Origin of the sequence: Actinomadura napierensis (assembly GCF_039529375.1) — a bacterium.
GTDB lineage: Bacteria > Actinomycetota > Actinomycetes > Streptosporangiales > Streptosporangiaceae > Spirillospora > Spirillospora napierensis.
The window spans coordinates 1-26,654 of the sequence record NZ_BAAAMR010000121.1 but is presented as its reverse complement, the minus strand read 5'-3'; the positions used below and the strand labels follow the sequence as shown (position 1 = coordinate 26,654).

Annotated in this window: 24 protein-coding genes and 1 tRNA gene; 12 read left to right on the top strand and 13 right to left on the bottom strand. The window is 73.8% G+C overall.

Annotation, left to right across the window (positions count from 1 at the left end; all coding sequences use genetic code 11):
• Positions 1–501 (top strand): glycerate kinase (locus ABD296_RS41460; RefSeq protein WP_344281103.1); only part of this gene is annotated, 501 nt, incomplete at its 5' end.
• Between the two features lie 135 nt (positions 502–636).
• Here the strand turns inward: ABD296_RS41460 and yczE are convergent.
• Positions 637–1,263 carry a membrane protein YczE gene (gene yczE / locus ABD296_RS41455; RefSeq protein WP_344281100.1) on the bottom strand — a complete coding sequence of 209 codons (627 nt, stop codon included), beginning with the start codon at positions 1,261–1,263 and terminating at the stop codon, positions 637–639.
• A gap of 100 nt (positions 1,264–1,363) precedes the next feature.
• On the opposite strand from yczE, the gene yczR reads away from it, so the two are divergent.
• Positions 1,364–2,827, top strand: coding sequence for a MocR-like transcription factor YczR (gene yczR / locus ABD296_RS41450; protein ID WP_344281105.1), 1,464 nt, complete (start codon positions 1,364–1,366; stop codon positions 2,825–2,827).
• Between the two features lie 21 nt (positions 2,828–2,848).
• Here the strand turns inward: yczR and ABD296_RS41445 are convergent, their stop codons facing one another.
• Entirely contained in the window at positions 2,849–3,283 is a 435-nt protein-coding gene (locus ABD296_RS41445) for a CBS domain-containing protein (RefSeq protein WP_344281097.1), read from the bottom strand.
• A 274-nt stretch (positions 3,284–3,557) separates the two neighbouring features.
• Here ABD296_RS41445 and ABD296_RS41440 point away from each other — a divergent pair, with 274 nt between their 5' ends.
• The 5 genes from ABD296_RS41440 to ABD296_RS41420 are packed head-to-tail and all read left to right on the top strand — an operon-like array spanning position 3,558 to position 9,089.
• Positions 3,558–4,859: an NAD(P)/FAD-dependent oxidoreductase gene (locus ABD296_RS41440; protein WP_344281094.1), complete on the top strand. Its 1,302-nt coding sequence runs from the start codon at positions 3,558–3,560 to the stop codon at positions 4,857–4,859.
• Positions 4,860–4,873: 14 nt separating this feature from the next.
• Positions 4,874–6,148: an ABC transporter substrate-binding protein gene (locus tag ABD296_RS41435; RefSeq protein ID WP_344281091.1), complete on the top strand. Its 1,275-nt coding sequence runs from the start codon at positions 4,874–4,876 to the stop codon at positions 6,146–6,148.
• The gene (locus ABD296_RS41430) at positions 6,145–7,080 is read left to right on the top strand and encodes a carbohydrate ABC transporter permease (protein WP_344281088.1); all 936 of its coding nucleotides are present in this window, start codon (positions 6,145–6,147) and stop codon (positions 7,078–7,080) included. Before ABD296_RS41435 ends, ABD296_RS41430 begins: the two co-directional genes overlap by 4 nt.
• Positions 7,080–7,910, top strand: coding sequence for a carbohydrate ABC transporter permease (locus tag ABD296_RS41425; RefSeq protein ID WP_344281085.1), 831 nt, complete (start codon positions 7,080–7,082; stop codon positions 7,908–7,910). Before ABD296_RS41430 ends, ABD296_RS41425 begins: the two co-directional genes overlap by 1 nt.
• 9 nt (positions 7,911–7,919) lie before the next feature.
• The gene (locus ABD296_RS41420) at positions 7,920–9,089 is read left to right on the top strand and encodes an ABC transporter ATP-binding protein (RefSeq protein WP_344281082.1); all 1,170 of its coding nucleotides are present in this window, start codon (positions 7,920–7,922) and stop codon (positions 9,087–9,089) included.
• Between the two features lie 89 nt (positions 9,090–9,178).
• Here the strand turns inward: ABD296_RS41420 and ABD296_RS41415 are convergent, their stop codons facing one another.
• The 7 genes from ABD296_RS41415 to ABD296_RS41385 form a co-directional block, all read right to left on the bottom strand.
• Complete coding sequence (locus ABD296_RS41415) at positions 9,179–10,792, bottom strand: phytoene desaturase family protein (protein WP_344281080.1); 1,614 nt, start codon at positions 10,790–10,792, stop codon at positions 9,179–9,181.
• 63 nt (positions 10,793–10,855) lie between these two features.
• Positions 10,856–12,664, bottom strand: coding sequence for an SDR family oxidoreductase (locus ABD296_RS41410; RefSeq protein WP_344281077.1), 1,809 nt, complete (start codon positions 12,662–12,664; stop codon positions 10,856–10,858).
• Complete coding sequence (locus ABD296_RS41405; protein ID WP_344281074.1) at positions 12,661–13,503, bottom strand: M24 family metallopeptidase; 843 nt, start codon at positions 13,501–13,503, stop codon at positions 12,661–12,663. Before ABD296_RS41405 ends, ABD296_RS41410 begins: the two co-directional genes overlap by 4 nt.
• Before the next feature lie 154 nt (positions 13,504–13,657).
• Positions 13,658–14,593, bottom strand: a complete 936-nt coding sequence (locus ABD296_RS41400) for a metal-dependent hydrolase (protein ID WP_344281071.1) — start codon at positions 14,591–14,593, stop codon at positions 13,658–13,660.
• A 180-nt stretch (positions 14,594–14,773) separates the two neighbouring features.
• A complete protein-coding gene (fdhD, locus tag ABD296_RS41395) occupies positions 14,774–15,586 on the bottom strand; it encodes a formate dehydrogenase accessory sulfurtransferase FdhD (RefSeq protein WP_344281068.1) in 813 nt (270 codons plus the stop codon).
• Between the two features lie 58 nt (positions 15,587–15,644).
• Positions 15,645–16,271 carry a trimeric intracellular cation channel family protein gene (locus ABD296_RS41390; protein WP_344281065.1) on the bottom strand — a complete coding sequence of 209 codons (627 nt, stop codon included), beginning with the start codon at positions 16,269–16,271 and terminating at the stop codon, positions 15,645–15,647.
• A gap of 40 nt (positions 16,272–16,311) precedes the next feature.
• The gene (locus ABD296_RS41385; RefSeq protein WP_344281062.1) at positions 16,312–16,503 is read right to left on the bottom strand and encodes a DUF3099 domain-containing protein; all 192 of its coding nucleotides are present in this window, start codon (positions 16,501–16,503) and stop codon (positions 16,312–16,314) included.
• 200 nt (positions 16,504–16,703) lie between these two features.
• Between ABD296_RS41385 and ABD296_RS41380 the strand changes: the two genes are divergently transcribed.
• Complete coding sequence (locus ABD296_RS41380) at positions 16,704–17,597, top strand: sulfotransferase family protein (RefSeq protein ID WP_344281059.1); 894 nt, start codon at positions 16,704–16,706, stop codon at positions 17,595–17,597.
• A 52-nt stretch (positions 17,598–17,649) separates the two neighbouring features.
• Here ABD296_RS41380 and ABD296_RS41375 read toward each other — a convergent pair.
• Both ABD296_RS41375 and ABD296_RS41370 read right to left on the bottom strand, forming a co-directional pair.
• Positions 17,650–17,742: transfer RNA gene (locus ABD296_RS41375), tRNA-Sec, on the bottom strand.
• A gap of 17 nt (positions 17,743–17,759) precedes the next feature.
• Complete coding sequence (locus tag ABD296_RS41370; protein WP_344281056.1) at positions 17,760–19,604, bottom strand: AMP-dependent synthetase/ligase; 1,845 nt, start codon at positions 19,602–19,604, stop codon at positions 17,760–17,762.
• 176 nt (positions 19,605–19,780) lie between these two features.
• Here ABD296_RS41370 and selD point away from each other — a divergent pair, with 176 nt between their 5' ends.
• Positions 19,781–20,773 carry a selenide, water dikinase SelD gene (gene selD, locus ABD296_RS41365; RefSeq protein WP_344281053.1) on the top strand — a complete coding sequence of 331 codons (993 nt, stop codon included), beginning with the start codon at positions 19,781–19,783 and terminating at the stop codon, positions 20,771–20,773.
• A gap of 86 nt (positions 20,774–20,859) precedes the next feature.
• Positions 20,860–21,129: a GlsB/YeaQ/YmgE family stress response membrane protein gene (locus tag ABD296_RS41360; RefSeq protein ID WP_344281051.1), complete on the top strand. Its 270-nt coding sequence runs from the start codon at positions 20,860–20,862 to the stop codon at positions 21,127–21,129.
• 31 nt (positions 21,130–21,160) lie between these two features.
• Here ABD296_RS41360 and ABD296_RS41355 read toward each other — a convergent pair whose 3' ends face one another.
• Together ABD296_RS41355 and ABD296_RS41350 are read right to left on the bottom strand one after the other, a co-directional pair.
• On the bottom strand, positions 21,161–23,047 hold the full coding sequence (locus ABD296_RS41355) for a propionyl-CoA synthetase (protein WP_344281049.1): 1,887 nt from the start codon (positions 23,045–23,047) through the stop codon (positions 21,161–21,163).
• Between the two features lie 109 nt (positions 23,048–23,156).
• Positions 23,157–24,599, bottom strand: coding sequence for an MFS transporter (locus ABD296_RS41350; RefSeq protein WP_344281046.1), 1,443 nt, complete (start codon positions 24,597–24,599; stop codon positions 23,157–23,159).
• Between the two features lie 98 nt (positions 24,600–24,697).
• On the opposite strand from ABD296_RS41350, the gene ABD296_RS41345 reads away from it, so the two are divergent.
• Both ABD296_RS41345 and ABD296_RS41340 read left to right on the top strand, forming a co-directional pair.
• Positions 24,698–25,228 (top strand): MarR family winged helix-turn-helix transcriptional regulator, encoded by a 531-nt coding sequence (locus ABD296_RS41345; RefSeq protein ID WP_344281043.1) that lies wholly within the window; start codon positions 24,698–24,700, stop codon positions 25,226–25,228.
• 268 nt (positions 25,229–25,496) lie between these two features.
• The coding region (locus tag ABD296_RS41340) for a GTP-binding protein (protein ID WP_344281040.1) at positions 25,497–26,654 on the top strand (1,158 nt) is incomplete at its 3' end.

Below are 26,654 nucleotides of genomic sequence, written 5' to 3'. Positions count from 1 at the left end.
CGCGAGCTGGACGCGGCGCTCACCCGGTTCGCCGGCGTGCTCGCCGACCGGATCGTCGTCCGCGTGCACGACCCGCCGGGCGCGGGCGCGGCGGGCGGCACCTGCGGGGACGTCGTCGCCGTGCTGGACGCCGAAGGCGCCGGCGGGGCCCGGCTGGTGGCCACGGCCGTGGGCCTGCGCGAGGCGCTGGACGGCGCCTCCCTGGTGATCACCGGCGAGGGCCGGGTGGACGGCCAGAGCGCCGGCGGGAAGGTCGTCTCCGCCGTCGCCGCGCTGGCGAAGGAACGCGCGATCCCCGCCGTCGCGCTGGCCGGCGGCGTCGCGGGGCCGCTGGACGAGCTGCACGGCCTCGGGCTCACCGCCGCCTTCAGCATCGCCGACGGCCCGCGCACGCTGGACGCGCTCAAGGCCGAGGCCGCGCCGCTCCTGACCGCTCTCGCCGAGCAGATCGTCCGTGTCTATGTGGGGGGGCGACCCCCCACACCCCCCGGGGCGGGGTGAGCGGCGCCTTTCGCTCCGCTGGCGCTCCGCTACAGGCGCCGCTCCCCCCGGCGGGGGGCCGGCCCCCCGCGCCCCCCGGTGGGGGCTTCGCCCCCACGCCCCCGGTGGGGCTTCGCCCCCGCACCCCCGCGCCGGTCAGGCCGCGATCGGTTCCGGGTCCTCGGCGGGTGCCGGGGTCTCCGGGATCTTGATCCGCAGGGCCGGCAGGAAGACGTGCGAGAGGGGGCCGATCGCCACGGCGTACACCACCGTCCCGATGCCGACCGTGCCGCCGAGCAGCCAGCCGATCGCGAGGACGCCCAGCTCTATCCCGGTCCGCACGATCCGGATCGAGTGCCCCCGCGCGGCGAGGCCCGTCATCAGGCCGTCGCGCGGGCCCGGCCCGAGGCCGGCGCCGATGTAGCAGCCGGTGGCGAACCCGCCGGCCAGCACGCCGAGCACCAGGAACGTCCAGCGGGCGGCGAGCGCGTCCGGGCTCGGCAGCAGCCACAGGAACAGGTCGGCGAAGGCGCCGACGAGCAGCACGTTGCTGATGGTGCCGAGGCCGGGCCGCTGCCGCAGCGGGATCCAGGCGAGCATGACCACCGCCCCGGCGATGATGATCCAGGCGCCGATGGACAGCCCGAACCGGCGGGACAGGCCCTGGTGGAAGACGTCCCAGGGGTCGTTGCCGAGGCGTGAGGACACTTGCAGCGCGATCCCGAGCCCGTACAAGGCCAATCCCGCATACAGCTGAAGGAGGCGCCGCGCCATCAGGGCCATTTCGTGCTCCCCGTTGAAGTCCGGTGTGCTTGCTGGTCTATCCTGCGAAGAAGTGGCCTTGTAGCGAAAGGGCCAATATGCGAAAGTGGTCTGTGTGAGCATGCGTTACGTCAGCGGCACCCAATTGGCCCGGTTGCTCGGCGACGTCCCGCGCGAGCGCCCCGTCTACGCCGCGCTGGCCCGCACCGTCCGGACCCTCGTCCTGGACGGCCGGCTCGCGCTGCGCACCCGGCTGCCCGCCGAACGCGACCTGGCCGCCGCGCTCGGCGTCAGTCGCACCACCGTCACCGCCGCCTACGACCGGCTGCGCGAGGAGGGCTATGTCGAGAGCCGGCAGGGCGCGGGCAGCTGGACGGCGCTGCCGCCGGTCCGGATGTCGTCCGCGGAGCCGGCGCCCGCGCCGCCGCCCGGCGGCCGGTACGGCATGACGCACCCGGTGCCCGACGACCCGGCGTTCGTCGACCTCGGCTGCGCCACCCCCGGCGCCCCGGAGATCTTCAACGAGGCCGTCGCCGCCGCCGTGGACGAGCTGCCCCGCTACAGCGGCGGGCCCGGCTACGAGCCGGCCGGGCTGGCCGGGCTGCGCGAGATGATCGCCGCCGGGTACGAGGCGCGCGGCGTGCCGACCCGGCCCGACCAGATCGTCGTCACCACCGGGGCGCAGCACGCGTTCACGCTGCTGACGCAGACGCTCGTGGAGCCCGGCGACCCGGTGATGGTGGAGCGCCCGACCTACCCGCACGCGCTGGGCGCGCTGCGGCGCCGCGGCGCCCGGCTCGTCCCGGTCGGGGTGAACGAGGGCTGGGACATGGAGCTGCTCGCGGGCAGCATGCGGCAGGCCGCCGTCCGGATGGCCTACACGATCGCCGACTTCCACAACCCGACCGGCCATCTGATGTCGGCGGACGACCGGGCCGCGCTGGTCGACGCGGCCCGCCGCGCGGACGCCTTCGTCGTCGTCGACGAGACCTTCGCCGACCTGGCGCACGACCCGGACGCGCCGCGGCTTCCCCCGGTCGCCGCCTACGACACCGGCGGGCGCGTCGCCACGATCGGGTCGGCGTCCAAGCTGATGTGGGGCGGCCTGCGCATCGGCTGGATCCGCACCACGGGGCCGCTGGCCCGCCGGCTGGTGCTGGCCCGCGAGCCGTTCGACATGGCCAGCCCGGTGCTGGACCAGCTGATCGTCCGGGAGCTGCTGCTCCGGGTCGAGGAGGTGCGGGCCGAGCGCGCCGCGACCCTGCTGCGCAACCAGGACGCGCTCGCCGCCGCGCTGCGGGACCTGCTGCCCGGCTGGGAGTTCCGGCTGCCGGACGGCGGCATGTCGCTGTGGGCGCGCCTGGACGCGCCGGTCGCCACGATGCTCGCCGAGGCCGCCGAGCGCCTCGGCGTGCGGGTCGTCGCGGGCCCGGTCTTCGGGGTGGACGGCGTCCTGGAGGACTACGTCCGGCTGCCCTACGTCCTCCCGCCGGCCACCCTGCGGGGCGCGGTCGAGCGGCTCGCGCTCGCCTACCGCGAGGTGCAGGCGGCACCGGCCCCCCGTCCGCTGCCCGCCTACGTCTGACCGCCGCCCGGGCTCCGCGCGCTACGGCGCCCGCTGGATGTAGTCGACGAGGTGCTCGCGATCGCTCTCCAGTTCGTCGATGGCGCTCTTGACGACGTCGCCGATGCTGACGATGCCGGCCAGACGCCCGCCGTCGAGGACGGGGACGTGCCGGAACCGGTTCTCGGTCATGGTGCGGCGCAGGTCCTCGACCTTGTCGGCCGGGCCGCAGGTACGCACCTCGGTGGTCATGATCTCGGAGACGGGCTGGTCGAGCAGCGCCGCGCCGCGGTCGTGCATGCGCCGCACGACGTCGCGCTCGGTCACGATGCCGGCGATGGACGCGCCGTCCGGCGACACCACCGCCGCCCCGATGTTGTGCTCGGCCAGGACGGCGAGCAGCCGACGCACGGTGGCGTCCGGGGTCACCGTCGCCACCGCGTCTCCCTTCCTCCGCAGGATGTCGCGAATCCGCATGCCTCACGCTCCGGTGCCGGTCTCGGACCCGCGGCGGTCGTCCGCCGGGGGGTTCGTTCCTGACAAGGTCGCATGGTTCGGCGTCCGGGAAAACCCCGGCACGGTACATCATTTCCGGACCGGCGGCGGCCCGGTGACGCGCCGGGCGATGCCCGGCGCGTCCTGACACGTCGTGTTCTCCCGACCCCGGTCCGTGGAAGTGGATCACCGGTCACGTAGTGTGGTCTCTTGATCACTCAGTGAACGCCGTCCGAAGGTGACCAGGGAGCCCGCCGTGCCCGTTTCCCGCATCGTGATCGTGGGCGCCGGCTTCGCCGGCTACAACACCGCCCGCACGCTGGAGCGCCTGCTCCGGCCCGCCAAGGCCGAGATCGTCATGATCGCGCCGTTCGGCTACACGCTGTACCAGCCGCTGCTGCCCCAGGTGGCGGGCGGGCTGCTGGACCCGCGCGCCATCGCCGGGCCGCTGCACCGGCTGCTGGGCCGCACCCAGCTGCTGCCCGGCAAGGCGCGCGGCGCCGACCTGCACGAGCGGGTCATCGACGTGGAGAAGATCGACGGCACGAAGGTGTCGCTGCACTACGACCGGCTGGTGCTCGCGGCCGGCAGCGTCACCCGGACGTTCGACATCCCCGGGCTGAAGGAGCACGCGCACGGGCTGAAGAACCTCGCCGAGGCGGTCTACCTGCGCGACCACGTCATCGCGCAGCTGGAGCTGGCCAACGCCAGCATGGACGCGGGGGAGCGGGCGGCGCGGCTGGGGTTCCTCGTCGTCGGCGGCGGCTACTCGGGCGTGGAGACCTGCGCGAACCTGCAGCTGCTCACCACCAAGGCGCTGCGCCGCTTCCCCCGGCTGGACCCGGCGCTGCTGACCTGGACGCTGATCGACATCGCGCCGAAGCTGCTGCCCGAGCTGGGGGAGCGGCTCGGCCGGGACGCGATGCGGCTGCTCGGCCGGCGCGGCGTCGACATCCGGCTCGGCACCACCCTGGAACGGCTCGAGCCGCACTGCGCGCACCTGACCGACGGGACCACGCTGCCGTGCCGCACCGCGATCTGGACGGCCGGCGTGACGCCGAGCCCGGTGATCTCCACGCTGAACCTCCCCACCGACCGCGGCCGCGTCAAGGTCGGCGCGGACCTGCGGCTCACCGACTTCCCCGACGTGTTCGCGGTCGGCGACGCGGCCGCCGTCCCCGACCTGGTGCGCGGCGGTGACGCGATGTGCCCGCCGACGGCGCAGCACGCCGTCCGGCAGGCCCGGGTCGCCGCCCACAACGTCGCCGCGTCGCTGCTCGGCCACGAGCCGCGCGAGTACCGGCACAAGGACCTCGGCCTGGTGGTCGACCTCGGCGGCGCGCAGGCGGTCGCGCGGCCCTTCGGGAAGGAGCTGACCGGCGTGGTCGCCCAGGCCGTCACGCGCGGCTACCACCTGGCGACGGTCCCGTCGATGTCGGCGCGGGCGCGGGTGCTCGGCCAGTGGCTGATCCACGCGGCGGCCGGCGACGACCTGATCCGGCTCGGGCTGCTCGACCCGCGCACCAGCAGCCTCGTCGACGTCGAGCACAGCTTGTGACGAGGGCGCTGCCTATGCTGCGGGCACCGTTCCCGGCAGGCGCGCCGGCGGGGCGCCGTGCGGCGGCGGCGCTGGCCGCCGCGCTGACCGCGGGCACGGCGGCCGGCTGCGCGTCGGGCGCCTCGGGGAGCCGCGTCGTGAACCTGTACAACGCGCCGCAGGAGAGCATCGGCGCGATCGCCTCCCGGTGCAACCGGGAGGCGCACGGCCGGTACCGGATCGTGCTCAACACCCTGCCGCGCGGCGCCGACGACCAGCGCGAGCAGCTGGTCCGGCGGCTGGCCGCCCGCGACTCCGGGCTGGACGTCCTCGGCCTCGACGTGACGTGGACGGCGGAGCTCGCCGAGGCCGGCTGGATCCGCGAGTGGACCGGCCGGTACGCGCAGCAGGCCCGCGAGGGCACGCTGCCCGGGCCGCTGGGCACCGGGACGTGGCAGGGGAAGCTGTACGCGGCGCCGTACAACACCAACGTCCAGCTGCTGTGGTACCGCTCCGACCTGATGCCCGACCCGCCGACCACCTGGACCGGGCTGATCAAGGAGTCGCAGCGGCTCGCCGCCGCGGGCCGGCCGCACTACGGCGAGGTGACCGGCGCGCAGTTCGAGGGGCTCGTCGTCTGGTTCAACAGCCTCGTCGCGTCCGCCGGGGGGCGCATCCTCAGCCCCGACGGCCGCCGGGTCGACCTCGGGCCGTCCGCGCTGACGGCGCTGCGGACGATGCGGCAGTTCGCCCGGTCCGCCGCCGCCGACCCGTCGATGTCCAACACCAAGGAGGACGACGCGCGGCTGGCGGTGGAGTCCGGGCGCGGCGCCTACGAGATCAACTGGCCGTTCGTGTACGCCTCGATGGCCAAGATGAAGCCCGGGATGCTGAAGCGGTTCAAGTGGGCGCCCTACCCCGGCATCACCGGGCCGGGTCGGGCGCCGCTCGGCGGGGCGAACTTCGCCGTCAGCGCCTACTCGGCCAAGCCGGACGCCGCGTTCCAGGCCGCGCTGTGCCTGCGGGACCGGCGCAGCCAGCGGACCGCCGCCATCCAGGACGGGCTGCCGCCGACGATCGAGGCGGTGTACCGGGCGCCCGGCATGGCGAAGGCCTATCCGATGCGGCAGGCGATCCTGGACGCGCTGAAGACCGCCGCGCCCCGCCCGCTGACCCCGACGTACCAGAACGTGTCGACGGTGTCCGCGGAGACGCTGTCGCCGCCGTCGTCCATCGACCCGCCCCGCACGCTGGGCACGCTGCGGGGCCTGATCGAGGACGCGTTGCAGAGCAAGGGGGTGCTTCCATGAACGAGGAGCTGAGCAGCACGGAGGCCATCCCGGTGGTGGGCCGGGAGGCCGCCCCGGCGAGCGCCAACCGGCGGTCGGAGCGGCGGCTCGGCTGGATGCTGTGCGCGCCCGCCGCCGTGGTGATGGTGGCGGTCACCGGCTGGCCGATCGTGTACTCGGTGCTGCTGTCGCTGCAGCGCTTCGACCTGCGGTTCCCCGCCCGCAAGGCATGGATCGGGATGGACAACTACGCGACCGTGCTGAGCAGTTCGTTCTGGTGGAACGCGTTCGCCGTCACGATGCTCGTCACCGTCGTCAGCGTCGCGGTCGAACTGGTCCTCGGCATGGTGATCGCGCTGGTGATGTACCGGACGATCGTGGGCCGCGGGCTGGTCCGGGCGGTGGTGCTCATCCCGTACGGGATCGTCACCGTCGCCGCCGCCTACGGCTGGAAGTACGCCTGGACGCCCGGCACGGGCTTCTTGACCCGGCTGCTGCCGGCCGGGTCGGCGCCGCTCACCGACCATTTCCCGGCCATCGGGATCGTCATCCTCGCGGAGATCTGGAAGACGACCCCGTTCATGGCGCTGCTGCTGATGGCGGGGCTGGCGCTCGTCCCCGAGGACGCGCTGAAGGCCGCCTCGATGGACGGCGCCACGGCCTGGCAGCGCTTCATCCGGATCACGCTGCCGCTGATGAAGCCCGCGATCCTGGCCGCGCTGCTGTTCCGCACGCTGGACGCGTTCCGGATCTTCGACGACATCTTCGTGCTCACCAACGGCGCGCAGAACACCAGCTCGGTGTCGCTGATCGCCTACCACAACCTGATCGGCGGGCTGAACCTCGGCATCGGCTCCACCATGTCGGTGCTGATCTTCATCACCGTCGCCCTGATCGCGTTCGTGTTCGTCAAGGTGCTCGGCACGAGCGCGCCCGACGCGGGGAGGCGCTGATGGACCGGACCGCGGGCGGCATCACCCGCTGGAGCGTCGTCAACCTGCTCGTCCTGCTGTACGCGCTGGTCCCGGTGGTGTGGATCGCGTCGCTGTCGTTCAAGGACCCGTCCACCTTCGCCGAAGGCACGTTCTTCCCGACGAGGTGGACGTGGCGCAACTACCGGGGCATCTTCGACAACGCCGACTTCGTGCGCGGGCTCGGCAACTCGATCGGCATCGGACTGGTCTCCACCGTGGTCGCCATCGCCATCGGCACGATGGCGGCGTACGCGGTGGCCCGGCTGGACTTCCCCGGCAAGCCGCTGGTGCTCGGGCTGTCCCTGCTGATCGCGATGTTCCCGCAGATCTCGCTGGTCACCCCGCTGTTCGAGATCGAGCGGTCGCTCGGGCTGTTCGACACCTGGCCGGGGCTGATCCTGCCGTACATCACCTTCGCGCTGCCGCTGACCATCTACACGCTGTCGACGTTCTTCAGGGAGATCCCATGGGATCTGGAGAAGGCCGCCAAGATGGACGGTGCCACGCCCTTGCAGGCGTTCCGGCTGGTCATCGTGCCGCTGGCCACGCCGGGCGTGGTGACGACCGCGATCCTGGCGTTCATCGTGTGCTGGAACGACTTCCTGTTCTCGATCTCGCTGACGTCCTCCAGCCGGGCCCGGACCGCGCCGGCGACGATCTCGTTCTTCACCGGCTCCTCGCAGTTCGAGAACCCGACCGGGTCGATCGCCGCGGCCGCCATCGTCATCACGATCCCGATCGTGGTGTTCGTGCTGGTGTTCCAGCGCCGGATCGTCGCCGGTCTGACGTCCGGCGCGGTGAAGGGCTGAGGGGGAGCGATGGCTGAGATCGTTCTGTCCGGGGTGACCAAGCGCTACCCCGACGGCACCACCGCCGTGCAGGACCTGGACCTGACGATCGCCGACCGGGAGTTCATCATCCTGGTCGGCCCGTCCGGCTGCGGGAAGTCGACCACGCTGAACATGATCGCGGGGCTGGAGGACATCAGCGAGGGCGAGCTGCTGATCGACGGCCGGCGGGTCAACGACCGGGCGCCCCGCGACCGCGACATCGCGATGGTGTTCCAGTCCTACGCGCTGTACCCGCACATGACCGTCCGGGAGAACATCGGCTTCCCGCTGAGGCTGGCCCGGATGGACAAGGCGGAGGCCCGCGCGAAGATCGAGGAGGCGGCGCGGATCCTGGCGATCGAGCCGTTCCTGGACCGCCGGCCCGCGCACCTGTCGGGCGGGCAGCGCCAGCGGGTCGCGATGGGGCGCGCGATCGTCCGCAACCCCAAGGCGTTCCTGATGGACGAGCCGCTGTCGAACCTGGACGCCAAGCTGCGGGTGCAGATGCGCACGATGATCTCGCGGCTGCAGAACCAGCTCGGCACCACCACCGTGTACGTCACCCACGACCAGACCGAGGCGATGACGCTCGGCGACCGGATCGTGTTGATGCGGCGCGGGGTCGTCCAGCAGGTGGGCACTCCGGAAGAGCTGTACGACCACCCGCACAACCTGTTCGTGGCGGGGTTCATCGGCTCGCCGGCGATGAACTTCCTGCCCGCCGAGGTCTCCGGCGGCGCGCTGCACTCGGTGCTCGGCGAGATCCCGCTGTCGGAGCGGATGCGGCGGGCTCTGGCGGCGCACCGCTCGCCGGACCGGGTCGTGCTGGGCGTCCGGCCGGAGGCGTTCGCCGACGCCCGGCTCGACCGCCGCGAAGGGGACGGCGGCCGGCTCACCTTCGGCGGCCGCGTGGAGATCCTGGAGTCGCTCGGCGCGGAGAAGCTCGCCTACATCGACCTGGAGCCGGGCACGACGGTCGACTCCGAGCACCTCGAGGACGCCTTCCAGGGCCATTCGCACCGGCACGCGCAGATCGTCGCGCGCCTGGACCCGAGGTCCGGGGCGGGCGAGGGCCGGATGCTCGAGCTGGAATACGACCCCGAGTCGATCCACCTGTTCGAGCCGGAGACCGGCCTCAACCTCACCGAGAACACCTGACCCCTCCGCCGCCGCGTGCTTCGTTGACTTGCGGCGAGTCGTCGTTATGAGGGCCGCCTTAACGACGACTCGCCGCAAGTGAACGTCGTTCAGGGGGCGAGGAGGGTGCGGAGGGAGCGGAGGGCGGGGGTGAGGAGGCGGCCCGCCGGGGAGGCGTGGGCCAGGGCGGCGCGGGCGGCGTTGGCTCCGCAGCCGCCGTGCACGCCGCCGCCCGGGTGCGCGGACGCCGACGCCAGGTACAGGCCGGCGACGGGCGTCTCGGCGCGGCCGAGCCCGGGGACGGGCCGGAACACCAGCTGCTGGTGGACCATCGCGGTGCCGCCGTTCAGCGCGCCGTTGACCAGGTTGGCGTTGTGCTCGGCGAACGCCGGAGGGGCGATGATCCGGCGGGCGGCGACGCGGTCGCGGAAGCCGGGCGCGAGGCGCTCGATCACGTCCTCGACGCGGCGGGCCATGGCGTCCTGCTCGCGCTCGTCCCAGGCGCCGGTGATGCCGTCGGGACCGGCGTCGCCCTTCACCCGGTGCGGGACGTGCGTGTACGCCCACACCGACTCGGTGCCCGCGGGGGAGCGGGCGGGGTCGGCGGTCGTCATCTGGCCGAGCAGCGCGAACGGCTCGGACGGGACGCGCCCGGTGGCGATCTGGCCGCTGTAGTCGGTCATGGCGTCCATGCCGGGGGACAGGTGGACGGTCCCAGCCCGCGCCGCGTCCGGCGAGGTCCACGGGATCGGCCCCGACAGCGCCCAGTCGACCTTGAAGGTGGCGTGGTCCCAGGTGAAGCGGCGCATGTCCTCGCGCAGCGAGGCCGGTAGGTCGGACCAGCCGACCAGGCCGCCGTACAGGGCGGGCGCCGACACGTCTGCCAGCACCGCCTTCGCGGCCTGCACCGGCTCGCCGGACGCGGTCCGCACCCCGAGCGCCCGACCGTTCCGCACGATCACCGCCGAAACGGGCGTGCCGCAGCGGACCTTCCCGCCGCGCGCCTCCAGCCGCCGCACGAGCGCGGCGGTCAGCTCGCCCGCGCCGCCCTCCGGCACCGGCCACCCGTGCCGTTGCCCGATCATCGCGAGCAGCCAGCCGAACACCGAGCCGCCAGTGCTCTCCGGGAACATGTCGGTGTGCAGCGCCGACCCGGCGAGCAGCAGTGGCCCGCCGGATCCCGTGAACTCCTGCTCCCCGAAGGTCCGGACGGGCGCCAGCAGCGACCGCAGAACGCGCAGCCCGCCCGCCCGGCGCGCCGACGCGGCCAGCGGCAGCGCGGCCTTGACCGGAGGGAACGGGGTGAAGAGGGCGCGCAGCACCTCGTCCCCCATCTGCTCCCACAGCTCCCACAGACGCAGCCACGCCTCGCCGTCGCCCGCGCCGAGCGCGTCGAGGCTCGCGGCCGTCGCGTCCGGGTCGCGTTCCAGCACGGCGCAGCGTCCGTCCGGCAGCGGATGGGCCAGGACCGCCGGGGCGTGCTTCCAGCGCAGCCCGTGCTGCTCCAGGCCGAGCCCCCGCATCACCGGCGACGCCACACCCAGCGGGTAGAACGCGCTGCACAGGTCGCTGACGTAGCCGGGGTGGACGCCCCGGTCGCTGCGCACCGCGCCGCCCGGATCGGGCTGCGCCTCCAGCACCAGGACGTCCCAGCCCGCGTCGGCCAGCAGGTTGGCCGCCACCAGCCCGTTGGGCCCCGCGCCGACGACCACGGCGTCCGCCATCTCGCGCCGCCTCCCAAGATCACCCTAGGGCGTGTGCGGGCGTCCTACCCCGGCTCGGGCGCCCTAGCCCGCGTCGAAGCGGGCGAGCAGCCGCATCACGCGCGGGGACAGCCGGGACGTCAGGTAGCTCAGCCGCGCCTCCGGGGTGACCGGCACGACCGCCCGGTCGTCGCGCACCGCGTTGACGATCTGCTTCGCGACGCCCTCCGGGCCGAAGCCCCGCAGCGCGTACGCCCGCGCCGCCTTCTCCCGGCTGCGCGCCTGCTCCTCCGTCCCGCGCCCCACGAACCGGGACGTGCGGGTGATGTTGGTGTTGACGATCCCGGGGCAGATCGCGGTGACGCCGATGCCCTTGCCCTTCAGCTCCGCGCGCAGGCACTCCGACAGCATCAGCACCGCCGCCTTGCTGGTGGCGTAGGCGGGCAGCGTGCGGGACGGGGTGAACGCGGCGGCCGAGGAGGTGTTGACGATGTGGCCGCCCTGCCCCCGCTCCACCATCTGCGCGGCGAACAGCCGCGACCCGTGCACGACGCCCCACACGTTCACGCCGAGGACGGCCTTCCAGTCGCCGACCGTGTGGTCGAGGAACGACCCGGCCATGCCGATCCCGGCGTTGTTCACCACGACGTCGGGGACGCCGTGGTCGTGCAGGACGGACTTGGCGAAGTCCTCCATCGCGGCGGCGTCGGACACGTCCACCTGGTATGGGTGCCCGGCCGGGCCGATGAGCCCGGCGAGTTCGGCGGTGCGCTGCGCGGTGGCCAGGTCGAGGTCGGCGGCGACGACCTCCGCGCCCTGCTCGGCGAACGCCAGCGCGGTGGCGCGGCCGATGCCGCTGCCGGCGCCGGTGACCACGACGAGCGAGCCGTCGAAGGCGCGCCGGTCGCCGGCGACGCGGGCGCGCTTCAGCGCGCGGGACTCGGCGGCGGTGAGCGGCCCGCCCTGGACGCCGGTGATGTGCTCGTGGATCCAGCGGGCGACGACGTCCGGGTGGCTGCGCGGCACCCAGTGGCCGGCCGCGAGCGGGCGCAGCGACAGGTCCGGCACGCGCGCGGCCAGGCCGCCGACCAGGTGCGGCGACACGAACAGGTCCTTCGTCGGGACGATGACCTGCGTGGGCACGTCGGTGCGGCGGTCGCGCGGGCGGCGCAGCCGCTGCACCATGTTCGCCCGGTAGAGGCCGACGCCGGACGCGCCGTCGCGCGCCATCGTCCGCGCCGGGTGGCCGTCGCGGGGGGCGACGCCCTCGCCGAGCTCCAGGGCGCGGCTGAACGGCCTGGACAGCCCGGCGAGCCACATCAGCTCGGGCAGGACGGGCGTCTGGAAGAAGTAGATGTACCAGGACCGCACGCCCTGCCCGGCGGCGCGCTTGAGGTTCGCCGGGGTCGGGTGGGCGAGGTTGCGCCGCGTCCAGTGCGCCACGTGGTCCAGGCACGGACCGGAGATGGAGGTGAACGAGGCGAACCGCTCCGGCATCGTGCAGGCCGCCTCCCACGACTGGATCGAGCCCCAGTCGTGCCCGACGAGGTGCACCTTGCGCTCGGGCGCCGTGGCGTCCAGCACCGCCCGCATGTCGGACATCAGGTAGTCGAAGGTGTAGCGCTTGCGCCCGAACGGCCGGGACGACGCGCCGGCGCCGCGCACGTCGTAGCGGACGACGTGGTACCGGCCGGCGAGCCGCGCGGCGACCTCGTCCCACACCGCGTGGGTGTCCGGGTACCCGTGCATGAGCAGGACGGTCGGCCTCGACGGGTCGCCCTGCTCGTAGACGGCCAGGTCGACGCCGTCGCCGCGGACCCGCCGCCGCCTCACCGGCGCCGCGGCGGCGGCGCCCGGGGCGCCCGGAGCTCCGGGGGTGATCGTCTGCGTCATTGCGCCTCCCGTCGCGCCCACCGGTGCACGTGGGGCAGGTCGTCGTCGAGCCAGTAGGCGTCGTCCTCGGTGACCACGAGGATCTCCTCGAACTTCACGCCGACGCCGCGGAACCCGATGTGCGGTTCCACCGCCCACAGCCCGGGCGTCGGGGGGTGCTGGGACTGCGCGGCCCCGTTCCAGAGGGGGGAGCGCCCTTCGAGGCGCTCCTTGACCAGTTCGCGGCCGATGGTCTGCAGGAACCGTACACCGAACGGGAATCCGACGCCCTTGGGAAGGATGCCGCCGATGATCCCGACCTGGTGGCCGATGACCCGTCCGGGGTACTTGGCGTGCCGGTTCTCGTAGCCCTGCCGCTCGATCAGGGCGTCGACCTCGGCGTAGATGTCGGCGAAGGTGCGGCGCTCGCGGACGAGGCCGAGGATCAGCGTGCGGTAGGAGGCGAGGTCGGCGTCGAGCCGGTCCCAGATGCGGTTCTCGCCGAGGACGCCGCCGTAGCCGATGTCGGCGGAGTAGCCGTGGCGCACCGGCGCCATGTCGAGGATGTAGGGCATGCCCTCCTCCAGCCGGGTCGCGCTGGGGAGGAACTGGGTCGGGAGCCTGAAGCCCCGGAACGCCGACCGGTCGCCGAACCAGGCGAACGGGGTGTGGAGCCAGTCGTCGACGCCGTGCGCGCGCAGCCAGCGGCGCATGCGGCGGCACGCCTCCCGCTCGGTCACGCCCGGTTCGAGGGTGGCGGCGACCTCGTCGGCGCACTGGTAGCACAGGCGCTGCACTTCGCGGAATCGCTCCAGCTCCGCCTCGTCATGCGTGCGGGCGAGCGTCACATTATTGGACACGGTGTTAATTAACCGCCGTCCTTGAACCTCGGTCAAGAGGGACGCGCGTGACCCTCGCCACCCGCGGACGCGGCGAGGGCCCGTACGGCGCGGCGGTACGGGCCCTCGGGGGAGGTCTCCGGGGAGCCTCCGGTCGGCGGTGTCGGTGCGGGACTCAGTACGGGTCGTAGCCCGCGGCCTGCGCGGCGGGGGACCGTTTCAGGTAGTCCAGCGCGCGCGGCGTCGAGCAGACCTTGGACGGGTGGTGGTTCGGCTTCAGGTAGACGGGCGCCTCGCCGAGCAGCAGCTTGAAGATGCCGGGCACGTGGCCCCGCCGGACGGACCGGCGGTACGAGCGCACCACCCGCAGCGGCGTGATCCGCTTCGTCACCGTCGGGTCCTGCTTCATCAGGTACAGCGACCCGCCGATCAGCGCCCAGTACAGGAAGAACAGCGAGACCACCCAGGCCGCCACGCGGGTCGGGTAGCGCCCGCCCATCGCCCTGTAGACGTCGAACACCACCGACCGGTGCTCGACCTCCTCGGCGCCGTGCCAGCGCAGCAGGTCCAGCATCGTGGAGTCGACGCCGGCCTCCTCCAGCCGGTCGTTGTCCATGATCCACTGGCCGAGCACGGCGGTGTAGTGCTCGATCGAGGCGACCGCCGCCAGCTCGAACCGCAGCCGGCGCCGCCACGCCCGCGGGTTCCTCTCCTTCAGCGCCGCCATCTGCGCGGGCCGCTCGGCGTTGCCCTTGGCCATCTCGTCGGTGATCTTCGAGATGTCGATGCCGTTCGTCTCCAGGATCTGGTCGAGCACGCCCTGGTGCGACCGGGCGTGCACCATCTCCTGGCCGATGAACCCCCTGATCTCCTCCAGCAGCCGCTCGTCCCCGATGTACGGGCGGGCGTCCTTGACGCACTGGATGAACCACTTCTCGCCCTCGGGCAGGACGATGTGGAAGGAGTTGATGATGTGGGTGGCGAGCGGATCGCCGGGCACCCAGTGCAGCGGTGTGGACGACCAGTCGAAGGAGACCCGCCGAGGCTTGATCGGGGGATGGCGCTCGTCGATGCCGGCCGCCGCTCCGCCGCCTGTCAGGGGCCTCGTCATTCCCTAGTCCTCCTGCTTCGCGCGCCCGGGGCCGGACGCGGCGTTGGGGTGCACGCGCGCGTCATTGCGTAGGGGGAGCAGTCAACTCCTGTGGCGGGCCCGGTGTCTTGAGGACGGACCAACAAGTTACCGATTGGTTTTCGGCCCGAGATGACAAAGGGCCGCCGATCAGCACGGATGTCAGACGCGGATCCGCTCCGCCCCCGTGTAGACGTTCATCGTGTCCCCGCGCAGGAAGCCGACCAGCGTCATGCCGGCGTCCTCGGCCAGCTCGACCGCCAGCGAGGAGGGCGCCGACACCGCCGCCAGTACCGGGATGCCCGCGGTCATCGCCTTCTGGGTCAGCTCGAACGACGCGCGCCCGCTGACCATGAGGATCTTACCGGCCAGCGGCGGCAGGCCCTGGCGCAGGGCCCACCCCACGACCTTGTCGACGGCGTTGTGCCGCCCGACGTCCTCGCGCACCGCCAGCAGCCCGCCGTCGGCGTCGAACAGGCCGGCCGCGTGCAGCCCGCCCGTCCGGTCGAAGACCCGTTGCGCGGCGCGCAGCCGGTCCGGCAGCGCGGCCAGCACGTCCGGGGTGAGCCGGACGGGATCGGCGGCCACCTCGTACGGCCGGTCGGTCCGCAGCGCCTCGATGCTCGACTTCCCGCACACCCCGCACGCGCTCGTCGTGGTGAACGCGCGCGTCATCGCGTCGTCGGGCGGCGCCACCCCGGGGGCCAGCACGACGTCCAGGGTGTTCTGCTCCTGGGTGTCCGCGCAGTAGCGCATGGCGGTGAGGTCGGCCGCCCCTCGGATGACGCCCTCGGCCGCCAGGAACCCGGCGACCAGGTCGAAGTCGTGGCCCGGGGTGCGCATCGTGATGGTCAGCGGCTTGCCCGCGACGCGGATCTCCAGCGGCTCCTCCACGGCCAGCGTGTCGGGCCGGCGCCCGGCCGTCCCGCCGGCGCCCAGCCGCAGGACCGGCTTGCGCACGGTGATCCGCCCCATGGACGCAACGGTACCCCGCCGCCCCGAGCCGAGGAAATGTCCGGGGGCGGCGGGAAGGTCAGTCGGGGACGCCGCGGGGGCGGGGCGTCCGCCAGCCGTACCGCATCGCCAGTACCCGCAGCGCGAACGCCAGGACGGCCGCGCCGGCGGTGACGGCGCCGCCGTGCAGCCCGGCCGACGAGGCGCCGGCCGTCACGGCGGCGCCGAGCATCGCCGGCAGCGCGTACAGCTGCCGGTCGTACAGCACCGCGGGGATCTGCCCGCTCAGCATGTCGCGCAGGATGCCGCCGCCCACCGCGGTCACGACCCCGAGCAGCACCGCGTGCAGCGGCGACAGCCCGTGGTCCAGGGCCTTCACCGTCCCGGTCGCGCAGAACAGCCCGAGGCCCGCCGCGTCGAACAGCAGAACCGCCGGCAGCAGCCGGGCGACCTGCGGATGCCAGAAGAACACCAGCGCCGACGCGACCAGCGGCACCAGCACGTAACCGAGGCTGGTGAACGCCGCAGGCGGGACCGCGCCGATCATCAGGTCCCGCAGGATCCCGCCGCCCAGCGCGGTGATCTCCGCGAGCACCACCATCCCGACGACGTCCAGCCGCTTGCGGACGGCGGCGAGCGCGCCCGAGACCGCGAACACGAAGATGCCGGCCAGGTCCAGCACCTGCGGGACGTCCAGTCGGCTCACCCGGGGCCCCGGGACGGGACGCGCGGGGCGGCGGCGCGGCTCAGTCGCGCCGGTCGGTGCGGTCGATGTTCCAGTTCGCCACCACCGCCGCGAACGGCGGAATGATCATCGCGAACACCGACATCGCGATCGCGGCGGTCGTCGAGTACAGCCGGACGACCGTCCAGGCCAGGACGATGAAGGTGAGGCACGTCCCCATCATGATCCCGTACGCGAGCTTGCGCCGCCTCATACCCCCACCGTACGTCGCGCGGCGCCGCGCCGCGGGCACGGCCGGTCACGGCGCGCCCCGGTTCCGGACGATCACATGAGAGCGGGCTGAGAGTTGCCTAAGGATCAAAGGCGGAGCGCGGTTTCCGCCGCGGAAGTGCCCTAAATTCGCGTGGGTCACGTTGATCGTCCCCGCACAGAAATGTTCTCCACCTGTACGCCATGAGCACGAACTCGAACAAGAAGAAGCAGGTCAAGGCCGGACTCAAGCGAAGGGGAAATCTGCTCGCGGCGGCATTGCGGCCGCCCGTCCGAACGTATCCGCAGGCCCGGTCGCCGGAACCGGCCGCCGACGCGGGAGCCGACGAGATCGCGCCCTCGAAAGTGCCCCGGCTCGTCGAGTCGCCCGTCTTCCTGCTCTGCCCGCAGCGCTCCGGCTCCACCCTGCTGCGGGTGCTGCTGAACAGCCACTCGCAGATCCGGGCGCCCCACGAGCTGCACCTGCGCCACCTGCGGGTGAGGCCCGGGCGCGACTTCGCCGTCGACGTCATGGGCGAGCTGGGCCTGGACGTCCGCGAGCTGGAGTACATGCTCTGGGACGGCGTGCTGCGGTTCGAGCTCCAGCGCAGCGGCAAGGCGCAGATCGTCGACAAGACGCCGTCGAACGCGCTGGTGTGGCGGCGGCTGTCCGCGGCGTGGCCCCGGGCGCGCTACATCTTCCTGCTGCGCCACCCCGCCGCGATCGTCCAGTCGGTCCTGGCGCGGCGGGAGAACGCCGTGCGTGACGAGGTCGTCCCGGAGGTCCTCCGCTACGCGCGGGACATCGAGGCGGCCCGGCACGAGCTCCCCGGGCTCACCGTCCGGTACGAGGAGCTGACGGCGGAGCCGGACCGGGTGACCAAGGAGGTCTGCTCGTTCCTCGACGTGGAGTGGGAGCGCTCGATGCTGGACTACGGCAGGCACGACCACGGGCCCTACCGCCCCTACTTCGGCGACTGGAGCGAGAACCTCAGGTCGGGGACGGTGCGGGCGGCGCGGCCGCTGCCCGGCGCGGCGGAGGTGCCGCCGGAGCTGCGGGAGGTCGCGGCGGCGTGGGGCTACCTCGGCCGGGCCTGACGCCCGGCGGGTCGCCGGCCCCTCGCGGGCCGGCGGCCGCGGGCGGTGCTCGCGGAGGCGCACGGGAATCGAACCCGCCGTCCCGAGATGCTCGGGACCAACGGTTTTGAAGACCGCGGAGGCCACCAGGCGCTCGCGCGCCTCCGCCGCGATCCTAGTCGATCACCCCGCGTAGAGGTCCTCGAGGGCGGCGGCGTACTTGCCGTGCACGACCCGGCGCCGCAGCTTGAGGGTCGGGGTCAGCTCCTCGCTCTCGGCCGTCCACTCGGCGGGCAGCAGGCGCCACTTCTTGACCTGCTGGACGCGCGCGAGCCGGGCGTTGGCGTCCTCGACGGCCTTGCCGACCTCCTCCAGGACGAGGGGGTGCTCGGCCAGCGCGGCGAGGTCGGTGGTCTCGATCCCGTGCGCGGCGGCCCAGACCGGCGCGACCTCGCCGTCCAGGGTGATCAGCGCGACGACGTAGGGGCGGCGGTCGCCGAAGGCGAGGGCCTGGCCGACCAGCGGGTGCTCCTTGAGGTGGTTCTCGACCATCGACGGCGCGATGTTCTCGCCGCCGGCGGTGATGATCAGTTCCTTCTTGCGGTCGACGACGGTCAGGAACCCGTCCTCGTCGAGGCGTCCGACGTCGCCGGTGTGCACCCAGCCGTCGGCGTCGATGAGCTCGGCGGTGGCCTCGGGCCGGTTCAGGTAGCCGGGGGTGCAGGTGGCGCCGCGCACCAGGATCTCGCCGTCCTCGGCGAGCGTCAGCTCGACGCCGTCGAAGGGGCGGCCGACGGTGCCGAGCTTGAAGGAGTCGGCGAGGTTGGCGGTGATGGCGCCGGTGGTCTCGGTCATCCCGTAGGCGTCGAAGATCTTCAGGCCGAGGCCGGCGAAGAACCGGGCGACCTCGACCGGCAGCGGCGCGGCGGCGCTGGAGGCCTGCTTGACGCGGTCCAGGCCGAGCAGCGCCCGCATCGGGGTCAGCACGGCGGCGTCGGCGGCCTCGAACGCGGCGGTGGCCTCGGGGGTGAGGGTGTTGCCGAACTCCTGGCCGGACACGTACGCGCGGCCGGCCTCCAGCGCGCCCGCGACGGCGGCCTTCTTCGCCGGGTCCTGCTCGGCGGACAGCACCGCCTGGATGCCCGCCATGATCTTCTCCCAGACGCGCGGGACGCCGAAGAACGAGTGCGGGCGCACCTCGGCCAGCACCGTGGTCAGCTGCGCGGGGTCCGGGCAGAAGTGGACGTGCGAGGCGAGCCGGACGGGCAGGTAGTAGCTGAGGACGCGGTCGGCGATGTGCGCGAACGGCAGGTAGGAGACGCCGGACGGGTGGTCGGGCAGCACCGAGCTGCGCTGCACCATCGCGGCCTCGTGCAGCACCATCGAGTGGGTGATGAGGACGCCCTTGGGGTCGCCGGTGGTGCCGGAGGTGTAGAGCAGGGTGACGGTGTCCTCCGGCTGCACGGCCTGCCAGCGGCGGTCGATCGCGGCGGGGTCGGCGGCCAGCTCGCCGCGGCCGAGGGCGGTGAAGCTGTCCCAGCTCAGGTAGCGATCGTCGTCGTCCGGGCAGGCGGCGGCGTCCACCACGATGATCTTGCGCAGGTGGGGCAGCCGGTCCAGGACGGGCTGCCAGCGGGCCAGCTGGTCGGCGCCGTCCAGCACGGCGTACCTGGCCTCGCAGTGGCCGGCCACGTAGGCGACCTGGTCGGGCGCGAGGGTGGCGTACACGGTGGTCGGCACGCCGCCGGCGTGCACGGCGCCGAGGTCGGCCAGCACGTGTTCGGACCGGTTCGGCATCATCAGCGCGACCACGTCGCCGCGGCCGAGGCCCAGGGCGGCGAAGCCGGCGGCGGTCTCCAATGCCCGGCCGCGGGTGTCGGCCCAGGTGAGCGTCCGCCATCGCCCGTCGACGCGGTCGGAGTAGGCCGGCTTCTCCCCGTGTTCCGAAGCGGTGGCGGCGAGGCCGGTGCAGACCGTCTGCCCCTCGACGGCCCGGTCCAGCTCGTCCCTCTGCTCCTGGATCCCCATATGGCGCCCCTTGAGTAAGTGATGACTTGCAGAACAGGATCGCACCATGCCGAACGGCGTTCGGACAAGCCCTTCCGGCATTTTCCGCTGGTCGCGCCCGCCAGCGACCCCTGGGTGACCGGACCCGTACAGTCCGTTTGTTGATCATTTGTGGTAGTTGTGCGTTAAATCTCCTGGTGACCCGTCTCGTCCGAGCAGCCCGCCTCACCCAGTACGCCCACGGCGGCGGCTGCGCGTGCAAGATCCCGCCCGGCGAGCTGGAGAACGTCGTGGCCGGCCTCACCGGCGGCGGGGACCCGCTGGTGATCGGCGGCGCGGACGGCGACGACGCGGCGGTGCTGCGCCTGGCCGGCGGGCGCGCGGTGGTGTCCACCGCCGACTTCTTCACCCCCGTCGTCGACGACGCCTACGACTGGGGCCGGATCGCCGCCGCCAACGCCCTGTCGGACGTGTACGCCGTCGGCGGGGAGCCGCTGATGGCGCTGAACCTGCTCGGCTGGCCCCGCGACGCGCTGCCCGCCGAGCTGGCCCGCGAGGTGCTGCGCGGCGGCCGGGACGTGGCCGACCTGGCCGGCTGCGCCATCGCCGGCGGGCACAGCATCGACGACCCCGAGCCCAAGTACGGCCTCGCGGTGACCGGCGTCGCCGACCCCGACCGGCTGCTGCGGCTGGACGCCGGGCGGCCGGGCGTGCCGCTGTCGCTGACCAAGCCGCTCGGCCTCGGCGTGCTCAACGCCCGGCACAAGGCCACCGGCGAGGTGTTCGCCGAGGCCGTCGAGACCATGACGGCGCTGAACGCGGCGGCGGGCCTCGCTGCGCTGGAGCGCGGCGCCGTCTGCGCCACCGACGTGTCCGGGTTCGGGCTCCTCGGCCACCTGTACAAGCTGGCGCGGGCCAGCGGCGTCACCGCCGTCGTGGACGCCGCCGCCGTCCCGTACCTGGACGGGGCGCGCGCCGCCGTCCGGGACGGCTTCGTGCCCGGCGGCACCCGCCGCAACCTCGCGTGGGTCTCCCCGCACACCGAGTTCCGCCGGATCGCCGAGGAGGAGCGGCTGCTGCTGGCCGACGCGCAGACCTCCGGCGGGCTGCTGGTGGCCGGCGAGATCCCCGGCGCCCCGGTGATCGGCGAGCTGGTCCCGCTCGGCCGGCGCCACCTCGTCGTCCGCTAGCCCGCCGCGCGCGGTGCGCGCCGCCGTGTCGGGGCCCGGGGGGCGGGTAGGGCGGGGGAGACCGCCTTCGTTTCCAGGGAGCGGGCATGACCATCGGGGGGATCGTCTCCGCCGTCGTGCTGGGCGCCGTCGTCGGGGCGCTCGGCCGGCTGATCGTGCCGGGCCGGCAGAGCATGCCCGCCTGGCTGACCGTCGCGGTCGGCATCGTGGCGGCCTTCGCCGGGACGGGCCTGTGCGCGATGGTCGGGCTGCGCACGTCCGGCTGGAACTTCTGGGAGACGATCTTCCAGGTCGGCATCGCCGCCGCCGGCGTGTGCCTGGTCGCGGCGTGCTGGCCGCCCAGGAGCCACCGCTAGGCGGGTCCGCCGCCGGGCGCGGCCTGCCGTATCAGGGCGCGGGCGGGCGCAGGACGGGGCGCAGCTCGTCCAGCACCGCGGTGTCCTCGATCGTGGACGGCACCGTCACCTCCGCGCCGTCGGCGATGCCCCGCATCACCCCGCGCAGGATCTTGCCGGACCGCGTCTTCGGCAGCCCCGCGACGACCTCGACCTGCTTCAGCGCCGCGACCGGGCCGACCTGGTCGCGCACCATCCGCACCAGCTCCGCGCCGAGTTCCTCCGGCTCGGCGAGGACGCCGCTCTTCAGCACGACGAAGCCGCGCGGCACCTGGCCCTTCAGCGGGTCCGCGACGCCGATGACCGCGCACTCCGCCACCGCCGGGTGCGCCGCGATGACCTCCTCCATCGTCCCGGTGGACAGCCGGTGCCCGGCCACGTTGATGACGTCGTCGGTGCGGCCCATCACCCACACGTAGCCGTCCTCGTCCACGTGTCCGCCGTCGCCGGTCAGGTAGTGGCCGGGGTGGCGGGTCAGGTACGACTCGACGAACCGCTCGTCGTCCTGCCACAGCGTCGGCAGCGTGCCGGGCGGCAGCGGCAGCCGGATCGCGATGTCGCCGTCGGCGCCGGGCGGGACCGGCGCGCCGTCCGGGCCGAGGACCCGCACGTCGTAGCCGGGCACCGGGACCGACGGCGACCCGGCCTTGACGGGCATCGGCTCCAGGCCGCGCAGGTTCGCCACGATCGGCCAGCCCGTCTCGGTCTGCCACCAGTGGTCGATGACGGGCCGGTCCAGCACCCGCGACGCCCAGTGGTAGGTGTCGGGGTCGAGCCGCTCCCCGGCGAGGAACAGCGCGTCGAGCGCCGACAGGTCGTGCCCGGCGAGCAGCGTCCCGTCCGGGTCCTCCTTCTTGATGGCGCGTATCGCGGTCGGGGCGGCGAACAGCACCTTGACGCGGTGCTGCGCGGCGACGCGCCAGAACGCGCCCGCGTCCGGCGTCCCCACCGGCTTGCCCTCGTACAGCACGGTCGTGCAGCCGGTGAGCAGCGGCGCGTACACGATGTAGGAGTGCCCGACGACCCAGCCCACGTCGGACGCGGCCCAGAACACGTCGCCCGGCCCGACGCCGAACACGTTCTCCATGGACCACCGCAGCGCCACCGCGTGCCCGCCGTTGTCGCGGACGACGCCCTTGGGCCGCCCGGTCGTCCCGGAGGTGTAGAGGATGTAGAGCGGGTCGGTGGCGGCGACGGGCACGCACTCCACCGGACGCGCCGCCTCGACCGCCTCGTCCCACTCCACGTCCCGCGGCCGGACGAGGTCGGCGTGCAGCTGCTCGCGCTGGCGGATCACGCACCGCTCGACCTTGTGCTTGGCCAGCCCCAGCGCCTCGTCCAGCAGCGGCTTGTAGGGGACGACCCGGCCGCCCTCGATCCCGCAGGACGCCGACACGACCGCCTTGGGCCGGGCGTCGTCGATCCGGACGGCCAGCTCGCGCGCCGCGAAGCCGCCGAACACCACCGAGTGGACGGCGCCGAGCCGGGCGCACGCCAGCATGGCGATCACGGCCTCGGGGATCATCGGCAGGTAGATGACGACCCGGTCGCCGCGGTCGACGCCCTGCGCGCGCAGCGCCCCGGCGAACCGCGCGACCAGGTCCCGCAGCTCCCGGTAGGTGTGGGTGCGGACCGTCCCGGTGACGGGGCTGTCGTAGATCAGCGCGGCCTGGTCGCCGCGCCCCTCGTCCACATGCCGGTCCAGGGCGTTGTCGCAGGTGTTCAGCTCACCGCCGGTGAACCAGCGGTAGAAGGGGGGCGCGCCGTCGTCCAGCACCCGGTCGGGCGGGACGAGCCACCGCACGTCGCGTGCCGCCAGGCCCCAGAACCGGGTCGGATCGGCGATGCTGCGTTCGTACGCGGCCGCGTAGGCGCCCATTTCGTCCTCCCGGTGGCGGTGGCCCGGCCCCGATCCGCGTTTCGGGGCGCACCCCTATAGGGCATGGCGCGGGTGCCTTTCGTCAAGGCCCCGCGCCGCCATCTCGTGGTCAGGCCGGACGCTCGTGCGGGTGCCGGACGCCGTGCGCGACGGCGACCGCGGCCGCCAGAACGGCGCCTGCCGCGACGATCCAGAAGCACAGCTCGTAGGCGCCGAGCGTCGGCACCTCCGTCCCCGCGATCACCTTCCCGGCCAGGATCGACGCGGTGACGGCGCCCGCGATGCTGCCGCCGGTGGTGCGGACGAGCGAGTTGATGCCGCTGGCGATGCCGCTCTGGTCCATCGGGACGTGCTGGACGGCGAGCGTGCCGAGCGCGGCGTACGCGATGCCGAAGCCGATGCCCTGGATCGCGCTGAACGCGAGCATGTCGTAGCCGTGCGAGTTCGACAGCGCCAGCCAGGTGTAGCTGAGCCCCGCGAAGACCGAGCCGAGCGCGAGCGTGTAGGCCGGGCCGATGCGCCGGGCGACCCCGCCGGACATCGCGGACGCGACGAGCATCGTGACGGTGCTCGGCAGCATGTAGAGGCCGACGTCCAGCACCGAGCCGCTGAGCCCGTACCCCACCTTGCCGGAGGGGGACTGGACGAAGCCGGAGATGAGGGTGAACGCGGCGAACATGGCGAAGCCGAGCAGCGTCGAGGCGAGGTTGGCCGACAGCGACTTCGGCCCGACCAGCAGGTTCAGCCGCACCAGTGGCTCGCGCACCCGCTGCTCGACGACGACCCACACCGCGCACAGCACGACGGCGGCGGCGAACAGGGCGATCGTCCCGCCGGCCGTCCAGCCCCAGTCGTTGCCCTCGCTGATCGCCAGCAGCAGGCAGACCAGCCAGCCGGCCAGCACGAGCGCGCCGGCCAGGTCGGGCCGCCCGCCCGCGCGGGCGCCGCTGTCGTGCGCGGTGACCGCGACCAGCACGAGGCCGGCCGCGGCGAGCGCGGCGGTGATCCAGAACACCGGGTGGTGGCTGGTGGTGTGGTCGGCGATCAGCCCGGTCACGATCATGCCGGCGCTGCCGCCGACGCCCATGGTGGCGCTGACGATGCCGATGGCGGTGGTGATCCGCTCGCGCGGGAAGGTGTCCCGGATCATCCCGATGGCGAGCGGGATCATCGCGGACGACACGCCCTGCAGGGTGCGGCCGGCGATCAGCACGCCGAGCGAGCCGGACAGGGCGCAGACCACCGAGCCGATCAGCAGCAGCACCAGGACCAGCAGGATCATCTTCTTCTTGCCGTACATGTCGCCGAACCGCGACAGCAGCGGGGTGGCGACGGCGCCGGCCAGCAGGGAGGCGGTGAACACCCATGTCACCGCGGTCACCGAGACGTGGAAGCGGCCCATCAGCTCGGGCAGCAGCGGGATCACCAGCGTCTGCTGGACGGACACCACCATGCCGGCGATCGCCAGCGCGAACAGGGTGAGGCCGGTGCGCGGGGGGCCGGCGGCCTGCCGCCGGGTCGTGGCGGCGGCCGCCGTCTGGGCGCCGGTCATGAAGCCTCCTGGGGGGAAGGTCCCGGTCGGTGGGAGCCCGGGCGTGCTGGGAGAGTCTACTTACTTAAGTTAAGTAAATGCATCGTACAATGGATCACATGTCCACCCCGCCGCGGTCCGCCGCCCACCCGCAGACCGGCGCCGCGGCGCCGCCCGACATCGTGGAGATCGAGCGCGCGCTCAGCCGCGTCGCCCACATGCTCACCCGCGCCAAGCAGCACGACCGGACGGTGGCCGTGGCCGGGGTCCCGGTCGACCGCGCCGCCGTCCCGCTGCTGGGCGCCCTCGCCGACGCGCCCGGCCCGCTGCGGCCGGGGGAGCTGGCCGTCCGGCTGGCGGTGGAGGCGCCGCACGTCACCCGCCAGGTGCAGCGGCTGGAACGGGCCGGCTACGTCGAGCGCGTCCCCGACCCCGACGACGGCCGCGCCCAGCGCGTCCGGATCACCGGCGCGGGGCTGGAGGCCGTCGAGCGGGTCCGCGCGGCCGGCCGCCAGTGGATGGCCGAGGCCCTCGGGGGCTGGTCGCCGCAGGAGCGGTCGCAGCTGGCCGGCCTGGTGCACCGGATGGTCGACGACTTCCTCGCGCACTCCGAGCACCTCGCCCGCTGCGAGGGCCGCGGCGGCGAGTAGGCGGCCCCAGCGCCGACGATTCATCGCCGCCTGCGGTTTACGCGAGGTTAGTGAGATTTATGATCACGCGGTGTGGGCCCGATCGGGTTTCGCTCGGGGGCCCGGCGTCCTTAGGGTTGCCTTCCGTGGACCTTCGTCTGCATTACCCCCGCAATGACGTCCGCGCCGGCGTCCCCGCCCTGCTCGTTCCGCCTGCCGTGTCCGTCGTGTCCGTTGCGACCGCCCCCTTCCCCGCGGCTCCGCGCGCCGCGATCCGGGAAGGGCGCTGATGCAGGTCGTCGCGACCGCCGGCCATCACGGGCACGGCAAGTCCGCCCTGGTGCGCGCCCTGACCGGCATGGAACCCGAGGAGCCCGGCGCCTGGACCGAGCTGCCCTCCGGCCGCCGGCTGGCTTTCGTGGACGTCCCCGGGCACGAACGGTCCGTCCCGGCCATGCTCGCGGGCGTCGGGGCCGTGCCCGCCGTGCTGTTCGCGGTGGCCGCGGACGAGGGCTGGATGCCGCAGTCGCAGGAGCACCTGGACGCGCTCGCCGCGCTCGGGGTCCGGGCGGGTGTGCTCGCGGTGACGCGCTCCGACGTCGCCGACCCCAAGCTCGCGCTGCGCCAGGCCCGCGACCGGCTCGCCGGGACCGCGCTGCGCGGCGTCGAGGCCGTCGCGGTCAGCAGCGTCACCGGCACCGGGCTGGACGAGCTGGCCGCCGCGCTGGACCGGCTCGCCGGACGGCTGCCCGTGCCCGACCCGGACGCGCCGGTGCGGCTGTGGCTGGAGCACGCCTTCACCGCCGGCCGGCAGAGCGTCGTCACCGGCACGCTCGCCGCCGGGCGGATCGCCGTCGGCGACGAGCTGCTGCTCATGCCCGAGGGGCGCCGCGTCCGCGTCCGGACGATCGGCAGCACCGGCGGCCCCCGCGAGAGCGCCACCGGCGTCTCCCGCGTCGTGCTCACGCTGCGCGACGCCGGACGCGTCGCCGCCGGCATGGCGCTGGTCACGCCCGACCGCTGGTCCCTCACCACCTGCGTGGACGTGCGTACCCGGTTCGGCGCGGCGTCCGGCCGGCTGGCGCGGCGGATGACCCTGCACATCGGCGCCGCCGCCGTCCCGGTGCGGCTGCGCCCGCTCGGCCCCGACACCGCCCGGCTCACCCTCAACGCCCGGCTGGCCCTGCACATCGGCGACACCGCGCTGCTGCGCGACCCCGAGCGGCGCGCCATCGCCGGGGTCAGCGTCCTGGACGTGCGCCCGCCGACCCTGGTGCGGCGCGACGCGGGCGCCGCGCGCGCCCGCGAGCTGGCGACCTGGCCCGACCGCCCGGACGGCGCGCTGCTGCTGGGCCGGGGCAGCGTGCTGCGCGCCGCCGAGCTGACCCTGATGGGCTGCGCCCCGCCGGTCGGCGCCGTGGCGCTGGACGGCGGCTGGCCCGCCCCC

Coding starts and splice junctions, on each gene's coding strand:
- ABD296_RS41345 (WP_344281043.1), top strand. CDS start 24,698: ATGTCCACCCCGCCGCGGTCCGCCGCCCACCCGCAGACCGGCGCCGCG.
- ABD296_RS41425 (WP_344281085.1), top strand. CDS start 7,080: ATGGACCGGACCGCGGGCGGCATCACCCGCTGGAGCGTCGTCAACCTG.
- ABD296_RS41420 (WP_344281082.1), top strand. CDS start 7,920: ATGGCTGAGATCGTTCTGTCCGGGGTGACCAAGCGCTACCCCGACGGC.
- ABD296_RS41350 (WP_344281046.1), bottom strand. CDS start 24,599: ATGACCGGCGCCCAGACGGCGGCCGCCGCCACGACCCGGCGGCAGGCC.
- ABD296_RS41445 (WP_344281097.1), bottom strand. CDS start 3,283: ATGCGGATTCGCGACATCCTGCGGAGGAAGGGAGACGCGGTGGCGACG.
- ABD296_RS41430 (WP_344281088.1), top strand. CDS start 6,145: ATGAACGAGGAGCTGAGCAGCACGGAGGCCATCCCGGTGGTGGGCCGG.
- ABD296_RS41355 (WP_344281049.1), bottom strand. CDS start 23,047: ATGGGCGCCTACGCGGCCGCGTACGAACGCAGCATCGCCGATCCGACC.
- ABD296_RS41415 (WP_344281080.1), bottom strand. CDS start 10,792: ATGGCGGACGCCGTGGTCGTCGGCGCGGGGCCCAACGGGCTGGTGGCG.
- ABD296_RS41370 (WP_344281056.1), bottom strand. CDS start 19,604: ATGGGGATCCAGGAGCAGAGGGACGAGCTGGACCGGGCCGTCGAGGGG.
- ABD296_RS41360 (WP_344281051.1), top strand. CDS start 20,860: ATGACCATCGGGGGGATCGTCTCCGCCGTCGTGCTGGGCGCCGTCGTC.
- ABD296_RS41400 (WP_344281071.1), bottom strand. CDS start 14,593: ATGACGAGGCCCCTGACAGGCGGCGGAGCGGCGGCCGGCATCGACGAG.
- ABD296_RS41385 (WP_344281062.1), bottom strand. CDS start 16,503: ATGAGGCGGCGCAAGCTCGCGTACGGGATCATGATGGGGACGTGCCTC.
- ABD296_RS41380 (WP_344281059.1), top strand. CDS start 16,704: ATGAGCACGAACTCGAACAAGAAGAAGCAGGTCAAGGCCGGACTCAAG.
- yczE (WP_344281100.1), bottom strand. CDS start 1,263: ATGGCCCTGATGGCGCGGCGCCTCCTTCAGCTGTATGCGGGATTGGCC.
- ABD296_RS41435 (WP_344281091.1), top strand. CDS start 4,874: ATGCTGCGGGCACCGTTCCCGGCAGGCGCGCCGGCGGGGCGCCGTGCG.
- yczR (WP_344281105.1), top strand. CDS start 1,364: ATGCGTTACGTCAGCGGCACCCAATTGGCCCGGTTGCTCGGCGACGTC.
- fdhD (WP_344281068.1), bottom strand. CDS start 15,586: ATGGGGCGGATCACCGTGCGCAAGCCGGTCCTGCGGCTGGGCGCCGGC.
- ABD296_RS41410 (WP_344281077.1), bottom strand. CDS start 12,664: ATGACGCAGACGATCACCCCCGGAGCTCCGGGCGCCCCGGGCGCCGCC.